Genomic DNA, 20336 nt, shown 5'->3' with positions numbered 1-20336 from the left:
CGTTCTACTCCAGCCCGGAGCGTCCGGGCCTCCCAGGGGAGGCCCGGCTCACTGCCCGACGGGAGCCTCGGCGGGGGCCTCGGGCGCGTCGGCCTCGGCCGGCACCATCGCGGCCTCCGGACCAGACAGCACGGCGGGCTTCACACCCAGCTCGCGCGTCAGCTTCGGCGCCACGCCCGTCTCCGCCAGCAGGCGCTCCAGCTGCACCCGGGCGCGGCGGTTCTCCTTGTGCACCCGGCGGCCGAGAATCAGCTCGTTCTTCAGCGAGTGCTCCCAGCCCGTCAGCTCCGTCACCGTCACCTGGTAGCCGAAGGCCTCCAGCGTCAGCGCGCGGATGACGTTCGTCAGGTGCGAGCCGAACTCCCGGCGGTGCCACGCGTGCGAGTACAGCAGCGAGATGGAGCCACTGCCCCCCGACACCGGGCGCTTCTCCTTGAGCTGCGCGGACACCTCGGCCTGGCAGCACGGCACCACCGCCACGTGGTCCGCCCCGTGGCGGATGGCCGCCACCAGCGCGTCATCCGTCGCCGTGTCGCACGCGTGCAGCGCCATCAGCAGGTGGATGCGCTCCGGGTACTTCGCCGTGTCGATGTGCGCCGTCTCGAACTGCATTCGCGTGAAGCCAAGCCGCTCCGCGCGGCCCTTCGCACGCTCGGTCAGGTCCGGCCGGCCTTCGATGGACAGCAGCGTGCCGGTGGCCGCGTCCTTCAGGAACAGCTCGTAGAGGACGAAGCCCAGGTAGGCGTTGCCGCTGCCCGCGTCCACCAGCACCGCGCCAGGGTGGCGCGCCTGCACGTCCTCAATCGCGGGGCGCAGCAGGCCCATCAGGTGGTTCACCTGCTTGAGCTTGCGCAGCGCGTCCGCGTTGAGGTTGCCCTCGCGGGTGAGCAGGTGCAGCTCACGCAGGAGCGCCGGGGACTGGTCCGGCAACAGCTCCCGCCGGACCTGCGAGGCCTTGACGTTGCGCCTCAGACGGACACCACTTCGAGCACCTCGGGGATGGCCTCGCGCAGGCGCCCCTCGATGCCCATCTTCAGGGTGGCCGTGGACGACGGGCAGCCCGCGCACGAGCCCTTCATGTGCAGGTAGACGATGCCGTCCTCGAAGCGGTCCAGCGTGATGTCGCCGCCGTCCATCGCCACCGCCGGACGGATTTCGCTGTCCAGGATTTCCTGGATGCGCGCCTGGATGGAGCCACCCTCCGCTCCGCCCGCCGCCTGGCGCGAGGCCGCCACCGCCGCCTCGTCCACCACCGGCTCGTTGGCCGTCAGGTGCGAGTCCAGCGCGGACATCACCGCGTCATTCATCTCGTCCCACTCGCCCTCCTCGCCCTTCGTCACCGTCACGAAGTTGCTGCCAATCATCACCGCCGTCACGCCGCGCACGTCCATCAGCTTGTGCGCCAGCGGCGACTTCGCCTGGGCGTCGTCCCGGCTCGTGAAGTTCAACGCGCCGCCCGCCAACAGCTTCCGGTCCACCACGTACTTCAGCGTGCTGGGGTTCGGGGTCCACTCGAGCTGGATGTTCACCGACATTCAATTCTCCTCAGGCCCTTCCTCTAAGGCGCCGGTCGCCCCTTAGCAACCCGACTCTCGGAGAAGCAAACGGCGTCGTGCCGCCCACCCCCCCACCCTCCACTGTTCAACAAGAAATACGAGAACTTCCAGAACTCGACGTGGAATCCGGTATACTCCCAGGCTGACTGCTCCCCGGGGAGCCCGCCGATGTTGATGACCAGCCACCGCCGACCCCTCGATACCCCCCAGCCCGCGCCGCGCGTGCCGGCGGCCGTGTTCGAGGGACTGTTCGTGCGGGGCCTCAAGGCGGAGGGGCGGCTGGCCCGGGAGCTGGAAGCGCTCGGCTACCACATGAAGAAGCCGGAGATGGACTACCCCATCGCGCTCTGGCAGCGGGCGGTGACGTTGGCGCGCCAGGAGGCCTTCGCCTCGCTGGGCGAGGAGGACGCGTACCGGCAGCTTGGCCGCCAGCTCGTCGTGGGCTTCGCGGAGACGCTCATCGGCCGGGTGGCGGCGGTGGCCCTGCCGATGATTGGCCCCGCGCGGGCCATGGAGCGCGTGCCGCGCTACCTGGCGCTGATGGGCCGCACCGACATCCACGTGACGCTCACCCCGGTGGGAGACCGCGGCCGCCGCATCCACCTGACGGACCGCTACAACCGGCCGGACCTGATGGCGGGCGGCATGGAGCGGATGCTGGAGCTGACGTCCGCCCAGCCGCGAATCACCGTGGAGGAACGCAGCGCCGAGGGCTACCGTCTCCTCGTGCGTTGGTAGCTGTTGGTCGCCGCCGCGCCTCACCAGGAGCGCACCACATGTCCTACCCACCCCGTCTCGCCCACCTCGCCACCCGTGCCGTGGTGGTGGCGAAGCTGATGCCCACCTACGCCCGGGCCCACAACATCGACGAGGAAGAGGCGTCGCAGCGGCTGTCCACCGCGCTCGCCGGGCGCCTGCTGACCGCGCTGCTGGAGGCCGCGTGGACCGCCATGCGCGGCACCGCGAAGCGGCTCACCGACGACGGGCTGCTGGAGAAGGTGGCCACCACGCTGGGTGACCGCCCCCTGCGCCCCGGGCGTCCCGCCCCCTCCAGCCCCTCCTGGAGCGCCTTTCTCATCCTGTTGGATTTGGAGGTCGGCACCGCCAGCGACGCCGCGCGCCGGGTCATGGAGACCGACGAGGGACGGCGCCGGGGCGACGAGGGACTGGCGGAAGCCGGACGCTTCCTTGCCGCGGAGCTGACACGCGGGAAGTAGCCCGGTGCGGTGCTGGCGGCACCCGGGCCGCATCGTTATAGGCTCGCGCCAACGTCGCGATGTCCACCCCGCTCCCCACCACCCTGCGCATCCTGCCCTCCATCACCGAGGTCCCCCGTGCCGCGTGGGATGCCCTGGTGGACGAGGCGGGCGTGCCCTTCCTGGAGTGGACCTTCCTCGCGAGCCTGGAGGAGAGCGGCAGCGCCGTGCCGGAGCGGGGCTGGCACCCCCGCCACCTGACGCTGTGGCGCGGCTCCCGGCTGGTGGCCGCGGCGCCCGCGTATCTCAAGGAGGACAGCAACGGCGAGTTCGTCTTCGACGGGCCCTGGGCCACCGCCGCCGAGCGCGCCGGCCTGCGCTACTTCCCCAAGCTCGTCCTCACCGTGCCCTTCACCCCCGCCACCGGCCGGCGCGTGTTGGTGGCCCCGGGCGAGGACCGCCGCGCGCGCGAGGCCGAGCTGTACGCCGCCGCGCAGGAGTACGCCCGCGCCGAGCGCCTGTCCGGAGTCCACGTCCTCTTCCCCACCGAGGAGGAGCTGCCCGTCCTGGAGGACCAGGGCTTCGCGGTGCGCCTGGGCGTCCAGTACCAGTGGCGCAACGAGGGCTACCGCACCCTGGAGGACTTCCTCGCCCGCTTCCACTCCAAGCGGCGCACCCAGCTGCGCCGCGAGCTGCGCGCCCCGGCCGACCTGGGCATCCAGGTACAGACCCTGCGGGGCGAGGCCCTGGAGGGCGTGGACGCGGACACGGTGTACCGCCTGTACGCCTCCACGGTGGACAAGTACCCGTGGGGCATGCGGTTTCTCACCCGGGACTTCTTCGCCCGGATGCTCGCCCGCTTCCGGCACCGCTGTGAATGGGTGGAGGCCCGCCGGGAAGGACGGCTGGTGGCCGGCGCGTTCAACTTCGCCGGCCCCCGCGCCCTCTACGGCCGCTACTGGGGCTGCTTCGAGGAGCACCCCTTCCTGCACTTCAACGTCTGCCTGTACCACCCGGTGGAGCAGGGCATCGCCCGGGGGCTGGAGCGCTTCGAGCCCGGCCATGGCGGCGAGCACAAACTCACCCGGGGCTTCGAGCCGCACCTTACATACAGTGCGCACCTGCTCCTCCACCCCGGCCTGGACCGCGCCGTGCGCGGCTTCCTGGCCCATGAGCGAGCAGCCGTCGAAGGCGGCCTGCCCCAGTGGCGGGCGGAGACTGGTTTCAAGGAGGGGGCCTGAAAATCCCTCCTCCCGTCGTCATTAAAGGGAGCGCGATAGACCCATGGCGCAGAAGCACGAGCACGATAACTCCGTCGTCACGGAGTCAGCACCCAAGCAGAAGCTCAAGAGGCCCACCCTCTACAAGGTGCTCCTGCACAACGACAACTACACGACGCGGGAGTTCGTTGTCGCCGTGCTCAAGGAGATCTTCCACAAGTCGGAGACGGATGCCGTGCAGATCATGCTGCACGTCCATTACAACGGGGTCGGGGTTGCCGGCGTCTATACGTTCGAGGTCGCCGAAACGAAGGTCAAGACGGTGGAGGCCGCGGCTCAGGAGAATGGGTTTCCCCTGCGGCTCTCCATGGAACCCGAGGAAGGTTGAAACGTGGCAGGACCGCTGATTGCCAAAGAGTTGCAGGCCAGCTTCCGCACCGCACTCGATGAGGCGCGGAAGATGCGCCACGAGTACCTGACGCTGGAGCACCTGCTCCTCGCGCTCACCCGGGACTCGCGGACACGCGAAGTCCTGCGGGCGTGTGGAGCCAACGCGAAGCGCCTCCAGGAGCGCCTGGTCTCCTTCCTGGAGGAGACCGTCGAGCGCCTGCCCGAGGGCGTGGAGGCCGAGCCCCAGCAGACCATCGGAGTGGAGCGGGTGCTCCACCGCGCCGCCATGCACGCGCTGTCCGCCGAGCAGAAGCTCATCGACGGCGGGGACGTGCTGGTGGCCATGTTCCGGGAGGAGGAGAGCCAGGCGCTCTACCTGCTCCAGCAGGAGGGCGTCACCCGGCTGGACCTCCTCAACTACATCTCCCACGGCATCTCCAAGGATGGCGAGGGCGACGGTGCTCCGTCCGAGGGCGCTCCCGGCCGTGCCGCGCCGGTGGGCGACGACGAGGAGGGCGAGTCTCCCCGGAAGAGCCCCCTGGAGGCCTACACCACCCAGCTCAACATCGAGGCGAAGGAGGGGCGCATCGACCCGCTCATCGGCCGCGAGAAGGAGCTGGAGCGCACCATCCAGGTGCTCTGCCGCCGCCGGAAGAACAACCCGCTCTACGTGGGCGAGGCGGGCGTGGGCAAGACGGCGATTGCCGAGGGCCTGGCGCTGCACATCCACGAGGGCCGGGTGCCGGAGGTGCTGAAGAACTCCGTCGTCTACTCGCTGGACATGGGCGCGCTGCTGGCGGGCACCAAGTTCCGCGGCCAGTTCGAGGAGCGGCTCAAGGGCGTGCTCAAGGCGCTGCAGGAGCAGAAGGACGCCATCCTCTTCATCGACGAGATTCACACGATTGTGGGCGCCGGTGCCACCAGCGGCGGCTCCATGGACGCGTCCAACCTGCTCAAGCCCGCGCTGGCCAGCGGCCGGCTGCGCTGCATCGGCTCCACGACGTTCCAGGAGTACAAGGCGGCCTTCGAGCGGGACCGGGCGCTGTCGCGGCGCTTCCAGAAGATTGAAGTGGGCGAGCCCACCGTGGAGGACACCGTCCTCATCCTGGAGGGGCTGAAGAGCCGCTACGAGGAGCACCACGGGGTGAAGTACACGCCCGAGGCCATCCGCGCGGCGGCGGAGCTGTCCGCGAAGCACATCAACGACCGCTTCCTGCCGGACAAGGCCATCGACGTCATCGACGAGACGGGCGCGGCCGAGCGGCTCAAGCCCGAGGGCAAGCGCACCAACACCGTCAGCGCCGCCGACGTGGAGAACGTGGTGGCGAAGATGGCGAAGATTCCCGCCAAGAGCGTGTCCGCCAGCGAGGGCGTCCAGCTCCAGAATCTGGAGAAGGAGCTCCAGGCGGTCATCTTCGGTCAGGAAGCGGCCATCAAGGACCTGGTCAGCGCCATCAAGCTGGCCCGCTCCGGCCTGCGTGCGCCGGAGAAGCCCATCGGCTCGTTCCTCTTCTCCGGCCCCACGGGCGTGGGCAAGACGGAGCTGGCCAAGCAGCTCGCGCAGACGCTGGGCGTGGAGTTCCTGCGCTTCGACATGAGCGAGTACTCGGAGAAGCACACGGTGAGCCGGCTCATCGGCGCGCCTCCGGGCTACGTGGGCTTCGACCAGGGCGGCCTCTTGACGGACGCCGTGCGCAAGCACCCGTACGCGGTGCTGGTGCTGGATGAAATCGAGAAGGCCCACCCGGACCTCTTCAACATCCTGCTCCAGGTGATGGACCACGCGACGCTGACGGACAACAACGGCCGCAAGGCCGACTTCCGCAACATCGTCCTCATCCTCACCACCAACGCTGGCGCGCAGGAGATGAGCACCAAGGCCATGGGCTTCGGTGACTTGCAGAAGCCCGCGGACGGCACCCGCGCGAAGAAGGCGATTGAGCGCACCTTCACCCCCGAGTTCCGCAACCGGCTGGACGGGTGGATTCTCTTCTCCGGCCTGCCGCCGGAAATCATCCTGAAGGTCGTGGACAAGGAAGTCCGCCTCCTCCAGAAGATGCTGGACGAGAAGAAGGTGAAGCTGGAGCTGACGCCCGCCGCCCGCGCGTGGCTGGCCGAGCACGGCTATGACCCGGCCTTCGGCGCGCGGCCCATGGCCCGCCTCGTGGACAACTCGCTGAAGAAGCCGCTCGCCGAGGCGCTCCTCTTCGGCGACCTGAAGGACGGCGGCATCGCCCGCTACGACGTGGAGGGCGACAGCCTGAAGCTCCAGACGATGCCCGCCGCCGCCGAGGTGGTGTAGCCCGTCCCGCCCGGCCGCCGGGCACCGGACATGAAAAAGGCCCCGGCTCCCAGGTGGAGTCGGGGCCTTCTTCTTTTCGCGAAGGCGGGACGCGCGGCGCTTCAGCCGACGCGGTAGCTCTTCACCGCGCTGGAGAGCTGCTCGGAGATGATTTGCAGCGTGGTGGCGGCCTCGCCGGTGGAGCCGATGCGGGCCACCGTCTCGTCCATCATCTTGGAGAGGTCATTCACCGCCAGGGTGATTTGATTGATGCCCACGTTCTGCTGGCTGACGGCGGCGGCAATCTGGCGGACGGCGGCGGCGTTGTCCTGGACGATGGAGGACAGCTCACGCAGGTTCTGCCCGCTGTTGCGCACCTGGGCCAGGCCCGACTCCATGCGCTCGGCGCCGCGCTCCGTGATTCGCACCGCGGCGGTGACGGAGCTGGCGATGTCGTCCAGCAGCTCGCGCACGCGGGTGGTGGCCTGGATGGACTGGTCGGCCAGCGCGCGGATTTCCCGCGCCACCACGCCGAAGCCCTTGCCGTGCTCGCCCGAGCGGACGGACTCAATCGCCGCGTTGAGCGCCAGCATGTTGGACTGGTCCGCCAAATCCTTCACCGTCTGGGTGATGCCGCCAATCTGCTGCGTGCGCTCGCCCAGCTCGACAATCTTCTGGGCAATCTCGCCCACCTGGACGCGGATGTCGTTGAGCCCCGCCATCGTCAGCTCGATGGAGGCCTCGCCCGACTTGGCCAGGGCGTCCGCGCGCTCGGCGACGGAGAGCACGCTCTCCGCCTTCTGCGCGGCCAGCATGGAGGTCTGCTTGATTTCCTGCGCCGTCACCTGCGTCTCCTGCAGGGCGGCGGCCTGGCGGGAGATGGTCTGCGCCTGGTCGGTGGAGGAGGTGTTGAGGTGCTCGGTGGACTGGGTGAGCGCGGTGGCGGCCTGCTGGAGGTTGATGGTCACCTCGCGCAGCCGGGCCACCATCTGCGCGAAGGAGTTGGACAGCCGGCCCACCTCGTCGCCGCTCTTCACCTGGATGGGACGGGTGAGGTCACCGGACTCGACGATGTGGCCCGCCACCTCCGTCAAGTCACGCAGCGGGCGGACGATGCTGCGGCCGAACATCGCGGCCACGCCCACGCCCACGGCCACCAGCAGCAGGGCGAAGACCATCATCCGCCAGCGCAGCGAGGACACCTGACTGGAGACGTGGTCCATGGACATGCCCACGTGCACCGTGCCCAGCCGGCCTCCGGCCACCGGGGCGCTGACGTTGAGGGCGCGCAGCCGGCTGTCGCCGAACTCCATGTCCACCACCGCCGAGTCCCCCGCCGCGAGGATGGCGGCCTTCAGCGGCTCGGGGAAGGCGCTGGTGAAGGAGTGCGCCACGACGTTGCCGCTGGCGTCCTGGACGAAGAGGTAGGACAGGTCGTCACTGCCGCGGGTGACGTCCAGCATGGGCTGGAGCGTCCCGTCGCTGGCGGTGATGCCCTGCTCGGCGGCCACCGCGATGCTGCGGGCCACCAGCTGCCCTTCCTCCAGGTGGTTGTCCACCAGGCCGTTCTCGAGCCCGTTGGTGGCGACACCCGTGAGGATGAAGGCCACCGAGGCGCTGATGACCGCGGTGAGGAGGACGAACTTCGGCGCGAGCCCCAGCGACTGCCGGAACTGCTGGGTGAGCTGCGTGGTGAGCGATTTTTGGGGGAGGGTCACGGAATCACCACCAGGGAGACGACGTCAGGAAGGCACCCGCGAGCAGGCTGGCAGGTGAAGAAGGGACACGGGCGCGAGGCCCGGGACAGGGGTTTCATCGGGGAGGGCCTCCCTCGCCCCGCCCGCTCGCGCGGAAGGCGGAGAGCGAGCAACTCTGGAGGATGAGCTCCGGCATGGAGGCCAGGGGCACGCCCTGGTCCGTGGCCTTCAGCTCGAGCGCGGCGCGCGGCATGCCGTAGACGACGGAGGAGGCCTCGTCCTGTGAGAAGGTGACGCCGCCCGCCTTGCGGATGGCCAGCAGGCCGCGCGCGCCGTCCTCGCCCATGCCGGTGAGCACCACGCCTCCGCTGCGCCGGCCGAAGGCGGAGGCCAGCGAGGACAGCAGAACGTCCCCGTTGGGGCACGGGCCACCCTTGGTGCGCTGCAGCCGCGCGAGGCCCGCCGCGTCCACCATCAGGTCATGCCCGTCCAGCGGGAAGTACACCTTGCCCGGCTCCAGGCGCTCGCCTTCCTTCGCGATGTTCACCGGGAGGGGCGTCACCTGGGACAGCCAGCGCACCATGCCCTGGGTGAAGCCCACGGTGATGTGCTGGGCGATGAGCAGCGGCACCGAGAAGTCCTTCGGCAGCTTCGCCAGCAGGTCCGCCAGCGCGGGCGGGCCGCCGGTGGAGGCGACGATGCCGAAGACGTCCACCCGCGCGCCCGTGGGCGGAGGCGGCATCACCCCGGTGCGCGGGCGGCGCGAGATGACGGGCACCTCCGCCATCAGGCACACCGAGTGGGCCAGATCACGGCCCCACTTGCGCAGCTCCTCGGCGTTGGTGACGTTGGGCTTGCCGATGAGCTCCAGCGCGCCGGCGCTCATCGCCTGGAAGCCCAGGTCCACGCCACGCTCCTCGGCCACCGCGCTCACCACGAGGATGCGCGCGGGCGACTGGGACATGATGGCGGCGATGGCCGCCGGGCCGTCCAGCCCCGGCAGCAGCAGGTCCATGGTGATGACGTCCGGACGCAGCAGTCGCGCGAGCTGCACGGCGCGGTTGCCGTCGCCCGCCCGGCCGACGACTTCGATGCGCGGCTCCTCCGTGAGGAGGGCCGTGAGCGTGTTGGCCATGGTGGGGGAGTCATCCACCACCAGGACGCGGATGGACCGCTGCACACTCACGCCCGAGACCCCCTGCGGCTCATCACGTCCAGCACCTCGGCCAGCAGGCGGCCCGCGGCGCACTCGCGCTTGCTGAGGTAGCCGTCCGCGCCCGCCGCCAGCCCACGCTCGCGCGCGGGGGCGCTGTCATGCGCGGAGACGAGGATGACGGGCAGCGAGGCCGTCTCCTTGCGCTCGCGGAGCTTCGCGATGAGCTGCACGCCGTCCATCTCCTCCATGTCCAGGTCGCAGATGACGACGTCGTAGGTGTCCGTCTGCAGCCGGTCCAGCGCCCGGGCCCCGCTGGCCGCCAGGTGCACCGTGAAGCCGCCGGCCTCCAGCATGGCCCGGTGCAGCGCGCGCGCGGTGAGCGAGTCGTCCACCACCAGCGCCCGCCGCTGCGCCACCACCTGCGTCTGCGCGAGCTCCGTCACCAGCCAGTCCGGGCGGCAGATGAGCAGCAGCTCGCCGCGGCTGAGCGTGGCCGCGCCCTGCCAGGCCGGCACGTCCCGCACCTCGGAGGGCAGCGGGCGGATGACCAGGTCCCGGTCCCCCACCACCGCGTCCACCGCGAGCGCCACGCGCTTGCCGCCGCTCTGCACGATGAGCAGCGGCTGCCCTTCGGCCGGCGGCGCCATGGCGCGCAGCCCCAGCCGCGCCCCGATGTCCACCACCGGCAGCAGCTGCCCCTGGTACTCCAGGTGGGCCCGGCGCTTGCCCAGGCGCAGCGAGTCCGCGCGGGCCAATTGCGTGGCCTCCACCGCCAGCATCGGCAGGCCCACCAGCGTCTCCAGCGCGCGCACCACCAGCACCGGGGAGCTGCCCAGGTCCACCGGCAGGGTCATCATGAAGCGCGTGCCCTGCCCCGGCGTGCTGGCGACTTCAATGCGGCCCTGGAGCGCCTCCACCGAGGCGCGCACCGCGTCCAGCCCCACGCCGCGCCCGGAGGTGTCCGTCACGTCCGAGCGCGTGCTGAAGCCGGCCCGGAAGATGAGGTCCCTCACCTGGTTCTCGTTGAGCCGCGCCGTCTCGTCGGAGGTGACGACGCCGCGCGACTCGGCCACCTTCTTCACGCGCTCCACGTCGATGCCGGCGCCGTCGTCCGCGCACTCCAGGAAGAGCAGGTTGCCCTGCTGTTCGATTCGCAGCGTCAGGGCGCCCTCGTGGTGCTTGCCCGCGCGCTCGCGCTGGGCCGGCAGCTCCAGGCCGTGGTCCACCGCGTTGCGCAGCAGGTGCACCAGCGCCCCCTGCAGCTTCTCCAGCAGGCGCCTGTCCAACGACAGCTCCGAGCCCACCACCGACAGCCGGGCCTCCTTGCCGAGCTGGCGCGACAAGTCGCGCACCATGCGCTGGAGGGGGTCCAGAATCGTGCGCACCGGGCGCGTGGTAATCGCCTTGAGGCCCTCCTCCAGCGCCTCGACGATGTCGCCCGTCTCCTCGCCGTCGGTGCGCAGCGTGCGCGACGTGCCGGACAGCAGCGAGCGCGCCTCCGCCGTCTCCGCCAGCAGGCCCTGCTTGGCCAGCAGCGTCACCACGCGGTCCAGCTCGCGGCCGCGCTCCTCGAAGCGCAGCCGCACCTCGCGCAGGCGCTCCACCTCGCGCATCAGCGCCGTCACCTGCCGCACCGACACGCGCCAGCCGGTGTCCGCCGACTCGGGCAGCGCATCCGGCATGGCCACCGGCGCGGACTCGGCCCCGCCCGTCGAGGCCGCTTCCGGCGCCGCCGCGTGCGAGGGCGCGCCCATGTCCGCGGCTGCTTCCGGGGGCGGCGCGTCGGACACCAGCTGCGCCAGGGCGGCCGCCGGGTCCGGCAGCGCGTCTCCGCGCCCGTCCGCGTGCGCCTGCGCGCGCAGCATGAACAGGTCCAGGCCGTGCAGCAGGATGTCCACCACCGGCCGGGGCATCTTCTGGGGGTTGGCCTTCAGCGGGGCGAGCGCATCCTCCAGCCTGTGGGCGATGTCGCCCAGGTCCTGCATGCCCAGCGACGAGGCGCTGCCCTTCAGGGTGTGCAGGTGGCGGCCCAGCCGCACGTAGAGCCTGGCGAGCGCGTCCGTCTCCAGGCCGTCGCGCTCCAGCTCCAGCAGGTCCATGGTGACCTTCTGGACGACCTCCTGGGCCTCCACGGCGAAGCCGGCGACGAGGCCTTGTAGCAGCGGATCAACGGGCATGACGTCCTCCCGTCCCGCGCAGGGCGAACAGGCGCTTCAAGTCAATCAAGTGGATGAGCTGGCGGTCCTGGGTGAAGACCTCCAGGACGGCGCCCTCGGAGCGCACGCGCGCGGCCTCCACCGTGCTCATGGGCAGCGTGGTGGGGCGGGGAATGGCCTCGCAGTCCAGCGCGCACAGCTCGCCGTCACCGCGGTCCACCACCAGCAGCACCGCCGGGTCCTGCCGCCAGCCGTGGCCGCCCAGCAGCGACGCCAGGCTGAGCGCGGCCAGCACCTGGCCCTGGAAGCGCAGCACGCCCACGACGTGCGGGGCGGACAGCGGCACCGGCGTCACCATCTTCAGCGGCAGCGCGGCGCGCAGCGTCTCCAGGGAGAGCGCGTAGCGCTCCTCGCCCAGGGGAAACTCCGCAATCCAGTGGACCGACTCCTCGACGGTCGCCTCGCCCTGGTCTCTGAGTCGGGATGCGCGCCGTTCCAGCAGCTCGCGCGACTCGACCTCCTGGGCCTCTTCCATCGTCCGCGGGGTGACCTTCATTCGAGCGGCCCCTGATTGAGGTAGGCGTCAGCGGACGCCTGGTAGAAACGCGCCGGCAGCGCCTCGGGCCCGTCCACCAATTGGTCGGGCGGGAGGCGCTCGGCGCGAGAGCGCAGGGTCCGCATCAGCGGCACGGCCGCCTCGCGAGACCCGGAGCGCTCCCGCAGCAGGGCCAGCTCCAGCAGCCCCGGCAGATAGTCTGGCGACTGGCGGACCAGCGCCTCCAGCACGGCCATGGCGCCCGCCTCGTCCCCCTCCTCGATGCGCTCCAGCGCATTCAGGTGGAGCCGCGAGGGCACGGGCGGCGGCGCGGCGACGACGCGGGCCGCGACGGGCGCGGGCGGCGCCACCGGGCGACGGGCCGGCACGGAGGCACGAACGTCCTCGTTGGCGGCGCGCTGGCGCGAGGGCGGCTTGGCGGACTCGCCCGGGGCGAGGAGGCGGAAGGCCTGCAGCTCCGGAGGCCCCTCGCGCACCATGCCGGAGGGGACGCGGTCCACCTCCACGGCACCCAGGAAGAGCAGCCCGCCCGGGTTGAGCGTGCGCGACAGCAGCGTAATGGCCGCGTCACGCGCGGCGGGAGTGAAGTAGGTGAGCACGTTGCGGCAGAGGATGAAGTCGAAGCGGCCGAACCGCTCGGGCAGCGGCGCCAGCAGGTTGGCCTGGGCGAAGGAGGTGACGCGACGGACGACGGGAAGGATGGTGACCTCGCGCTCACCGCTCTCCACGTACAGGGGGAAGAGCCGGGGCGCGGACTCGCGGCGGGACCAGGTGCCGTAGGTGGCGCGGCGGGCCGCCTCCAGGCTGGCCTCACTGAGGTCCGTGCCCAGCACCTCCACCGGGAAGCCGTGGGGGAGCGACGCCTGAAGGCACGCGGCCAGCGAGTAGGCCTCCTCGCCCGTGGCGCACCCCGCGCTCCAGGCGCGCAGGGCCAGGGCGTCCCGGCGCAGCGCCGCGGGCACGCCCACCTGGGCGATGAAGCGGAAGTGCTCCGGCTGGCGGAAGAAGTACGTCTCCCCCACCAGGATGGCGCGCACCAGCGTGCTGGACAGGGTGGACACCGGGTGCACCAGCTCGCTCAGCAGATCTCCCGCGGAGCGCCCGCGCGTGAGCTCCGCCCGCATGACGCGCTCCATCGCCTCGGTGGCGATGGCGTCGGTGCGAAAGCCGGTGATGGCGGCCACCACCTCCCGCGCGCGGGTGAGCAGCCGCGGGTCGAGCTCTCCGCCGCTCATGCGGTCCGCCTGGCCTCCGCGGCCTCGAGCATGGAGGGCAGCTCCCGCAGCAGCCCGCGAGCGATGAACACCTTCGGGTCGAGGATGGGCAGCGCGCGGCCGCCGGCCCGCAGCATGCCGATGAGCCCCTCGCGCAGCGGGCCATGGTCGGCCCCGCCCACGCGCTCGCGCCGGTCCACGTCGGCCGCGGCGTACTCCTCCGGGTCCTTCACCGTGTCCACGGCCAGCGCCAGCGCCACGCCTTCCACCTGGATGACCACCAGCATGCGCTCGACGAGCACCTGCTTGTGCTCCACGCCCAGGCGGCGCGCCACGTCCAGCACGCACAGCGCGTTGCCCCGCACCTCCACGTACTCCCGCAGGTAGGCGGGGCCCGTGGGCAGCGGCCGCGTCGCCGGGTGCAGCAGCACCTCGCGCACGGCATCCAGGGGAATGGCGAACTCCAGCTCGCCCACCGTCACGCGCAGCACCAGCAGCGAGCCCGTCCGGGCCCGGCGCCGCGCGCTGGCCATCGACTCGCCCACGGTGTGCAGCAGTTCGTCCGCGCGGAAGGGCTTGGGCAGGAAGGCCTCGGCGCCCAGCCCCAGGCACGCCTCGGCGCGCGACTTCTCCGAGGAGATGATGATGACGGGGATGTGCGCGGTGGCCGGGTCCGCCTTCATCCGCTGGAGGACCTCGTCGCCGTCCATCTCCGGCATGGACAGGTCCAGCAGCACCGCCTCCGGGTGCAGCCGGCCCACCTTCTCCAGCGCCTCGCGGCCATTGCTGGCCGTGTGGATGGTGTAGTGGCCGGAGAGGATTGCGCGCTCCAGCGCGAGAATCGCGTCGCTGTCGTCGACGAGCAGCAGGGACGGCAGGCTCACGGCATCAGGCCTTGGAGAGGAACTGACGGACGGTTTCCGTCAATTCGTGGTGGGACACGGGCTTCTGGATGAAGGCGTTGGCGCCGGCCTCGGTGCCCTTCTGGCGCAGGTCCGCGTTCTTCTCCGCCGTCAGCAGCAGGATGGGGACCGAGCGCACCTGGGGCATCGCGCTGGCGCGCACCTCCCGCACGAAGGTGATGCCGTCCATGCCGGGCATGTTGATGTCGGCGATGACGAGGCTCACGGGAACGAGCCGGAGGATCTGGAGCGCCCGGGTCGCATCGTCCGCTTCGACGGTCGAGACCTTGAGGTTCATCAGGTAGATCTTGACGATGTTGCGGACCGTCGGGCTGTCATCCACCAGCAAGACGTTGGTGCTGTGGGTCGTCACTGTGATGCGGCTCCTACGCAGGCCCGCGCTGTGCGGGAGGCCCCTGCGACTGTTCAGGACTCTACCGTGAGCGCTCTCACGGGAGAAAGCGGGGCGGTCCGGCCCGGCATGGTACCGAGCGGGCAGGTGTCGGATGACCCCAGGACAATTCCCGGGGCCCGGGGGGTGCTCGGGAAGAATCCTACTCGGTTGCCTGCTTCGAGGCGCTGGCGGGCGGCTCCGCGGCGTCGGCCGAGGGGTCCACGGGCGGCGCGCCAATGGCGTGGTAGCCGCCGTCCACGTGCACCATTTCGCCCGTGGTGGAAGGCAGCCAGTCGGACAGGAGGGCGCAGGCGGTGCGAGCCACCATGTCGTGGCTGTCCTTGGAGCTCCAGCCCAGCGGCGCCTGCCGGCTCCAGCCCTGCTCCAGCGACTTGAAGCCCGGAATGCCCTTGGCGGCGATGGTGGCCAGGGGGCCCGCCGCCAGCGCGTTGACGCGGATGCCCTTGGGGCCCAGGTCACGGGCGAGGTAGCGCACCGTGGCCTCCAGGGCGGCCTTGCACACCCCCATCCAGTCGTAGATGGGCCAGGCGACGCGGTTGTCGAAGTCCAGCGTGACGATGGAGCCGCCCTTCGTCATCAAAGGCAGACACGCCACCGACAGCTCCTTGAGGGAGAAGGTGGAGATGCGGAAGGCCGTCTGCACGCTCTCCCAGGGGGTGTTGAGGAAGTTGCCGCCGAGCGCGTCCTCGGGGGCGTAGGCGATGGAGTGCAGGACGCCATCCACCCGGTCCCACCGCTGGCGCAGGGCCTCGGTCAGCGCGGGGAAGTGGGCGGGATTGCTGACGTCCAGCTCCAGCACCTCCAGGCCGGGCTTCAGGCGCTTCGCGCTGCGCTCGGTGAGCGACTTCGCGCGGCCGAACCCGGTGAGGAGGATGTCCGCGCCCTGTTCCAGCGCGTGTTCGGCGATGCCGTAGGCGAGGGACTGGGGCGTCAGCACCCCGGTGATGAGCAGCTTCTTGCCCTGGAGCAGCATGGAGCCTCGTCTGAAGGAGTGAGGGAACGCGCTCTCTACCACTCCTACCGGCCGGAGCGGGACGAAACCCGGGCGGGCCACCGGGGTGGAAACAGGGCAGACCTACATCGCCACGGCGGGCAGCGCCCCGGGCTGACAGCGGGAGGTTGGAGGACGTTGGAGGACGGAACAGATGCGCAGGTGGAGGCACGGATTCCGCCCGGGTGAAGTTGCGCTCACGTGGGGCATGAATCCACCTGCTCCCCGCCGAGCGGGAAGGCCTCCGACCTGCCTTGGGGGCTCAACAAAGATGCGGCGAAAAACCCCCAACGGGGCGCCCTTCCCAGTAAAAGACGACACCGCCATGGCGAATTTCCAGGACACGTTCCTTTCCGGCGCCAACATCGACTTCATCGAAGGGCTCTACGCCCGCTATCTCGAGGATCCCGCCAGCGTGGATGTGAGCTGGCGCGAGGTCTTCGAGCGCAATGACGGCGCCGGCAGACCCATCTTCAGCACGAAGCTGCTGGAGGCGGCCGCGGCCCCGGTGGCCCCCGCCCCTGGCAAGGCGAATGGCAAGGCCGCCGCCGTCGCCCAGAATGTCGCACAGGCCCCCGCCGCCGCCGCCGCGCCGGCCACCGACGTGCTGGTGCTGCAGTCGAAGGTGGACCAGACCATCACCGCCTTCCGCCTGCGCGGCCACCTGCGCGCGAAGCTGGATCCGCTGGGCCGCCCGCGCCCCCCGTTGGACCACGTGGCGGACGTGGGCATGGTGGACGACAGCCACTTCTCCGCGCGCGAGCGCGAGCAGGCGGTGGAGTGCAACAACGTCTTCCCCGAGCAGCGCGTGCGCCTGGGAGACCTGCTCGGCCGGCTGCACCGCACGTACACCGGCAGCGTCGGCGTGGAGTTCATGCAGATGCTCGACAGCGGCCGGCGCCGCTGGCTGATGCAGCGCATGGAGCACACCGAGAACAGCACGGACTTCTCGGTGGAGGACCAGCGCCACATCCTCACCCAGCTGTCCTACGCGGAGGGCTTCGAGCACTTCCTCCACACCAAGTACGTGGGCGCCAAGCGCTTCAGCCTCGACGGCGGCGAGTCGCTCATCCCCATGCTGGACGCGCTCGCCGAGGTCGGCAGCAGCATGGGCCTGAAGGAAATCGTCATCGGCATGGCCCACCGCGGCCGCCTCAACGTGCTGACGAACATCCTGGGCAAGAAGCCGGATCAGATCTTCAGCGAGTTCGACGGCCCGAAGGACCCGAAGGCCTACCTGGGCCGCGGCGACGTGAAGTACCACATGGGTTTCTCGTCGGACCGCACCACGCGCCAGGGCAAGAGCGTGCACCTGTCGCTGGCCTTCAACCCCAGCCACCTGGAGGCCGTCAATCCGGTGGTGGAGGGCCGCGTGCGCGCCAAGCAGGACCGCGGCGGTGACACCGGGCGCACCGGCGTCATGCCCCTGCTCATCCACGGCGACGCCGCCTTCATCGGCCAGGGCGTGGTGCCCGAGACGCTCAACCTGTCCGGCCTCAAGGGCTACACCACCGGCGGCACCGTCCACGTCGTCATCAACAACCAGGTCGGCTTCACCACCGACCCGCACGACTCGCGCTCGTCCATCTACGCCACGGCGATTGCGCAGCTGCTGGACATCCCCATCTTCCACGTGAATGGGGACGACCCGGAGGCCTGCGTCCACGTGGCGCGCCTGGCCACCGAGTTCCGGCAGACCTTCAAGAGCGACGTCGTCATCGACCTCATCTGCTACCGCCGCTACGGCCACAACGAGGGCGACGAGCCCTCGTTCACCCAGCCGGCGATGTACGACATCATCCGCAAGCACCCCACGGTGCGCACGCGCTACGCCGCCGCGCTGGCGGAGAAGGGCCGCATCTCCGCGGAGGAGTCCGAGACCATCAAGCAGCGCTGCCAGCAGGACTTCGACGCGGCGCTCACCCGCGCGCGCCAGGAGAGCCAGTTCAAGGAGCCCAACGCGCTGGAGGGCCTGTGGAAGCCGTACCAGGGCGGCTCGCTGAAGAGCGCGCCCCAGGTGTCCACGGCGGTGGCGAAGGACACGCTGTGCGAGGCCCTGAAGCGGCTGTCCACGCTGCCGGAGGGGTTCAACATCCACCGCGACGTGGAGCGCACCGTCATCAAGAAGCGCCTGGGCATGCTGGAGAGCGGCGAGCTCCAGTGGAGCGAGGGCGAGTCGCTGGCCTACGCCACCCTGCTGGCCGAGGGCTACAACGTCCGCCTCACCGGCCAGGACAGCGAGCGCGGCACCTTCAGCCACCGCCACGCGGTGCTGCACGACATCCAGACGGGTGAGGAGTTCGTGCCCCTGCGGCAGTTCGTCACCGGCAAGGGCGGCTTCCACATCCACAACAGCCCCCTGTCGGAGATGGGCGTGCTGGGCTTCGAGTACGGCTACAGCCTGGACGTGCCGGACGGCCTGACGGCGTGGGAGGCCCAGTTCGGCGACTTCGTCAACGGCGCTCAAATCATCATCGACCAGTTCATCGCCGCGGCGGAGAGCAAGTGGCGCCGGCTCAGCGGAATCACGCTGCTGCTGCCGCACGGCTACGAGGGCCAGGGCCCGGAGCACTCCAGCGCGCGCCTGGAGCGCTTCCTGGACCTGTGCGCCGAGGACAACATCCAGGTCTGCTACCCCACCACGCCCGCGCAGATCTTCCACCTGCTGCGCCGCCAGGTGATTCGGCCCGTGCGCAAGCCGCTGGTCATCATGTCGCCCAAGAGCGTGCTGCGCCGTCCGGAGGCCACCAGCAAGCTGGAGGAATTGGCCACGGGCACCTTCCAGGAGGTCATCCTGGACAAGGTGGCGCCGGCCGGCGTGACGCGGCTGATTCTGTGCAGCGGCAAGGTGTACTACGACCTGGTGAAGGCACGGGACGAGCGCAAGGACGACAGCATCGCCATCGTCCGGCTGGAGCAGCTCTACCCGTTCCCCTTCGACGAGCTGGCGGGCCTCGTGGCGAAGATGCCGAAGCTCGCGGAGCTCTTCTGGGTGCAGGAGGAGCCGCGCAACGCGGGCGGCTGGCACTTCATGTTCCCCCGCCTGCACGACCTGGCATCCACGCGCTCGCAACAGCCGCTGAAGTTGGGCTACATCGGGCGCGCGGAAGCCGCCAGCCCTGCCACCGGCTTCCCCAAGACTCACGAATACGAGCAGCAGCTCATCATCGAGGAAGCCATCTTCCGAGGGACCAAGAATGGCCGTTGAACTGAAAGTGCCCCCCCTGGGCGAGTCCATCACCGAGGCCGTCGTCGGAAAGTGGAACAAGAAGATGGGTGACGCGGTCTCCGCGGACGAGCCGCTCGTCGTCCTGGAGACGGACAAGGTCACCATCGACGTGCCCGCTCCCGCCGCCGGCTCCCTGTCCAGCATCTCCTTCAAGGAGGGCGACAAGGTCCGCGTGGGCGAGGTGCTGGGACTCATCGACGCCTCGGGTGCCGGGGCCTCGGCCGCGAAGCCCGCGGCCGCCGCCGCGCCCGCTCCGGTGCAGGCGCCCGCTCCCGCCGCCGCGGCTCCCGCCGGGGCAGCGGTGGACGCGCGCATGACGCCCACCGCGCGCAAGGTGGCCGAGGAGAACCAGGTCGACCTCACCCAGGTGAAGGGCAGCGGCTCCGGTGGCCGCATCACCAAGGACGACGTGCTCGGTCAGCTCAACCGTCCGGCCACGCCCGCGCAGGCGCCGGCCGCTCCGGCCATGCCGTCCGGGCCGCGCCCCAACGCCGCGCGCGAGGAGCGCGTGCGCATGACGCCGCTGCGCAAGCGCGTGGCCGAGCGCCTCATCCAGGCGCAGTCCACCGCCGCCATGCTCACCACCTTCAACGAGGTGGACATGGGCGAGGTGATGGCCCTGCGCAAGAAGTACAACGAGAAGTTCCAGGCGAAGCACGGCGTGAAGCTGGGCTTCATGAGCTTCTTCATCCGCGCCGCCGTCGAGGCCCTCAAGGCCTTCCCGCAAATCAACGCGGAGATTGACGGCGAGGACGTCATCTTCAAGCACTACTACGACATCGGCGTGGCGGTGAGCGGCAGCCGCGGCCTGGTGGTGCCGGTGGTGCGCAACGCGGACAAGCTGGGGCTGGCGGACCTGGAGAAGACGGTCGGCGAGCTCGGCACCCGCGCCCGCAGCGACAAGCTGGGCCTGGCGGACCTGCAGGGCGGCACCTTCACCATTACCAACGGCGGCATCTTCGGCTCCATGCTGTCCACGCCCATCCTCAACCCGCCGCAGACGGGCATCCTGGGCATGCACAACATCGTCGACCGGCCGGTGGCGCGCGACGGTCAGGTCGTCATCCGCCCCATCATGTTCGTCGCCCTCACGTACGACCACCGCCTGGTGGACGGCCGCGAGGCGGTGCAGTTCCTCGTGCGCATCAAGGAGTGCATCGAGGACCCCGAGCGGCTGCTCCTCGAGGTCTGACGCGACGCGGCTTCCCGCGAACAGTCTTGAGATGACGAGGCCCGGGTTCATTGCAACTCGGGCATTTCGGGCGGCCGGCTGGACTTCCAGTCGGCCGTTTCACTACAAAGACGAGTGTCTCCCGGTAGTCGGGGGGCGGGAAGAACGGGCGGCTCTCCACCACGCCGCCCCGCAAGACTGAGGAA

The 20336-nt window shown here is 70.4% G+C and carries 17 protein-coding genes; 7 read left to right on the top strand and 10 right to left on the bottom strand.

Annotated features, from left to right (window positions below):
* Nucleotides 1-48 precede the first annotated feature (48 nt).
* Entirely contained in the window at nucleotides 49-930 is an 882-nt protein-coding gene (locus tag G4D85_RS07115) for a class I SAM-dependent methyltransferase (RefSeq protein WP_420821698.1), read from the bottom strand.
* 38 nt (nucleotides 931-968) lie between these two features.
* The gene (locus G4D85_RS07110; protein WP_164009363.1) at nucleotides 969-1535 is read right to left on the bottom strand and encodes a NifU family protein; all 567 of its coding nucleotides are present in this window, start codon (nucleotides 1533-1535) and stop codon (nucleotides 969-971) included.
* Nucleotides 1536-1730: 195 nt separating this feature from the next.
* Between G4D85_RS07110 and G4D85_RS07105 the strand changes: the two genes are divergently transcribed.
* The 5 genes from G4D85_RS07105 to clpA are packed head-to-tail and all read left to right on the top strand — an operon-like array spanning nucleotide 1731 to nucleotide 6664.
* On the top strand, nucleotides 1731-2294 hold the full coding sequence (locus G4D85_RS07105) for a DUF2378 family protein (RefSeq protein ID WP_164010498.1): 564 nt from the start codon (nucleotides 1731-1733) through the stop codon (nucleotides 2292-2294).
* Nucleotides 2295-2332: 38 nt separating this feature from the next.
* Nucleotides 2333-2773, top strand: a complete 441-nt coding sequence (locus tag G4D85_RS07100; RefSeq protein WP_164009362.1) for a hypothetical protein — start codon at nucleotides 2333-2335, stop codon at nucleotides 2771-2773.
* Nucleotides 2774-2832: 59 nt separating this feature from the next.
* Nucleotides 2833-3993 carry a GNAT family N-acetyltransferase gene (locus G4D85_RS07095; RefSeq protein ID WP_164009360.1) on the top strand — a complete coding sequence of 387 codons (1161 nt, stop codon included), beginning with the start codon at nucleotides 2833-2835 and terminating at the stop codon, nucleotides 3991-3993.
* A gap of 43 nt (nucleotides 3994-4036) precedes the next feature.
* Complete coding sequence (locus G4D85_RS07090; RefSeq protein ID WP_164009358.1) at nucleotides 4037-4360, top strand: ATP-dependent Clp protease adaptor ClpS; 324 nt, start codon at nucleotides 4037-4039, stop codon at nucleotides 4358-4360.
* 3 nt (nucleotides 4361-4363) lie between these two features.
* Complete coding sequence (clpA, locus tag G4D85_RS07085; protein ID WP_164009356.1) at nucleotides 4364-6664, top strand: ATP-dependent Clp protease ATP-binding subunit ClpA; 2301 nt, start codon at nucleotides 4364-4366, stop codon at nucleotides 6662-6664.
* A 101-nt stretch (nucleotides 6665-6765) separates the two neighbouring features.
* Here the strand turns inward: clpA and G4D85_RS07080 are convergent, their stop codons facing one another.
* From G4D85_RS07080 to fabI, 8 genes are all read right to left on the bottom strand, one after another.
* Nucleotides 6766-8361 (bottom strand): methyl-accepting chemotaxis protein, encoded by a 1596-nt coding sequence (locus G4D85_RS07080; protein ID WP_164009354.1) that lies wholly within the window; start codon nucleotides 8359-8361, stop codon nucleotides 6766-6768.
* A gap of 94 nt (nucleotides 8362-8455) precedes the next feature.
* On the bottom strand, nucleotides 8456-9526 hold the full coding sequence (locus G4D85_RS07075; protein WP_164009352.1) for a chemotaxis protein CheB: 1071 nt from the start codon (nucleotides 9524-9526) through the stop codon (nucleotides 8456-8458).
* Nucleotides 9523-11673: a hybrid sensor histidine kinase/response regulator gene (locus G4D85_RS07070; protein ID WP_164009349.1), complete on the bottom strand. Its 2151-nt coding sequence runs from the start codon at nucleotides 11671-11673 to the stop codon at nucleotides 9523-9525. Before G4D85_RS07070 ends, G4D85_RS07075 begins: the two co-directional genes overlap by 4 nt.
* Entirely contained in the window at nucleotides 11663-12208 is a 546-nt protein-coding gene (locus tag G4D85_RS07065; protein ID WP_164009347.1) for a chemotaxis protein CheW, read from the bottom strand. Before G4D85_RS07065 ends, G4D85_RS07070 begins: the two co-directional genes overlap by 11 nt.
* Entirely contained in the window at nucleotides 12205-13443 is a 1239-nt protein-coding gene (locus G4D85_RS07060; protein WP_164009345.1) for a CheR family methyltransferase, read from the bottom strand. The genes G4D85_RS07065 and G4D85_RS07060 overlap by 4 nt, the downstream gene beginning before the upstream one ends.
* Nucleotides 13440-14306, bottom strand: coding sequence for a response regulator (locus tag G4D85_RS07055; RefSeq protein ID WP_164009343.1), 867 nt, complete (start codon nucleotides 14304-14306; stop codon nucleotides 13440-13442). The genes G4D85_RS07060 and G4D85_RS07055 overlap by 4 nt, the downstream gene beginning before the upstream one ends.
* Before the next feature lie 4 nt (nucleotides 14307-14310).
* Nucleotides 14311-14697 (bottom strand): response regulator, encoded by a 387-nt coding sequence (locus G4D85_RS07050; RefSeq protein WP_164009341.1) that lies wholly within the window; start codon nucleotides 14695-14697, stop codon nucleotides 14311-14313.
* A gap of 181 nt (nucleotides 14698-14878) precedes the next feature.
* Complete coding sequence (gene fabI, locus G4D85_RS07045; protein ID WP_164009338.1) at nucleotides 14879-15712, bottom strand: enoyl-ACP reductase FabI; 834 nt, start codon at nucleotides 15710-15712, stop codon at nucleotides 14879-14881.
* 343 nt (nucleotides 15713-16055) lie between these two features.
* On the opposite strand from fabI, the gene G4D85_RS07040 reads away from it, so the two are divergent.
* Nucleotides 16056-18938 carry a 2-oxoglutarate dehydrogenase E1 component gene (locus G4D85_RS07040; RefSeq protein ID WP_164009336.1) on the top strand — a complete coding sequence of 961 codons (2883 nt, stop codon included), beginning with the start codon at nucleotides 16056-16058 and terminating at the stop codon, nucleotides 18936-18938.
* Nucleotides 18928-20151 carry a 2-oxoglutarate dehydrogenase complex dihydrolipoyllysine-residue succinyltransferase gene (gene odhB / locus G4D85_RS07035; protein WP_164009334.1) on the top strand — a complete coding sequence of 408 codons (1224 nt, stop codon included), beginning with the start codon at nucleotides 18928-18930 and terminating at the stop codon, nucleotides 20149-20151. The genes G4D85_RS07040 and odhB overlap by 11 nt, the downstream gene beginning before the upstream one ends.
* The last annotated feature ends 185 nt before the right edge of the window (nucleotides 20152-20336 follow it).

Source organism: Pyxidicoccus trucidator (genome assembly GCF_010894435.1).
Classification (GTDB): Bacteria; Myxococcota; Myxococcia; order Myxococcales; family Myxococcaceae; genus Myxococcus; species Myxococcus trucidator.
This window is presented reverse-complemented; position numbering and strand designations above follow the sequence as displayed.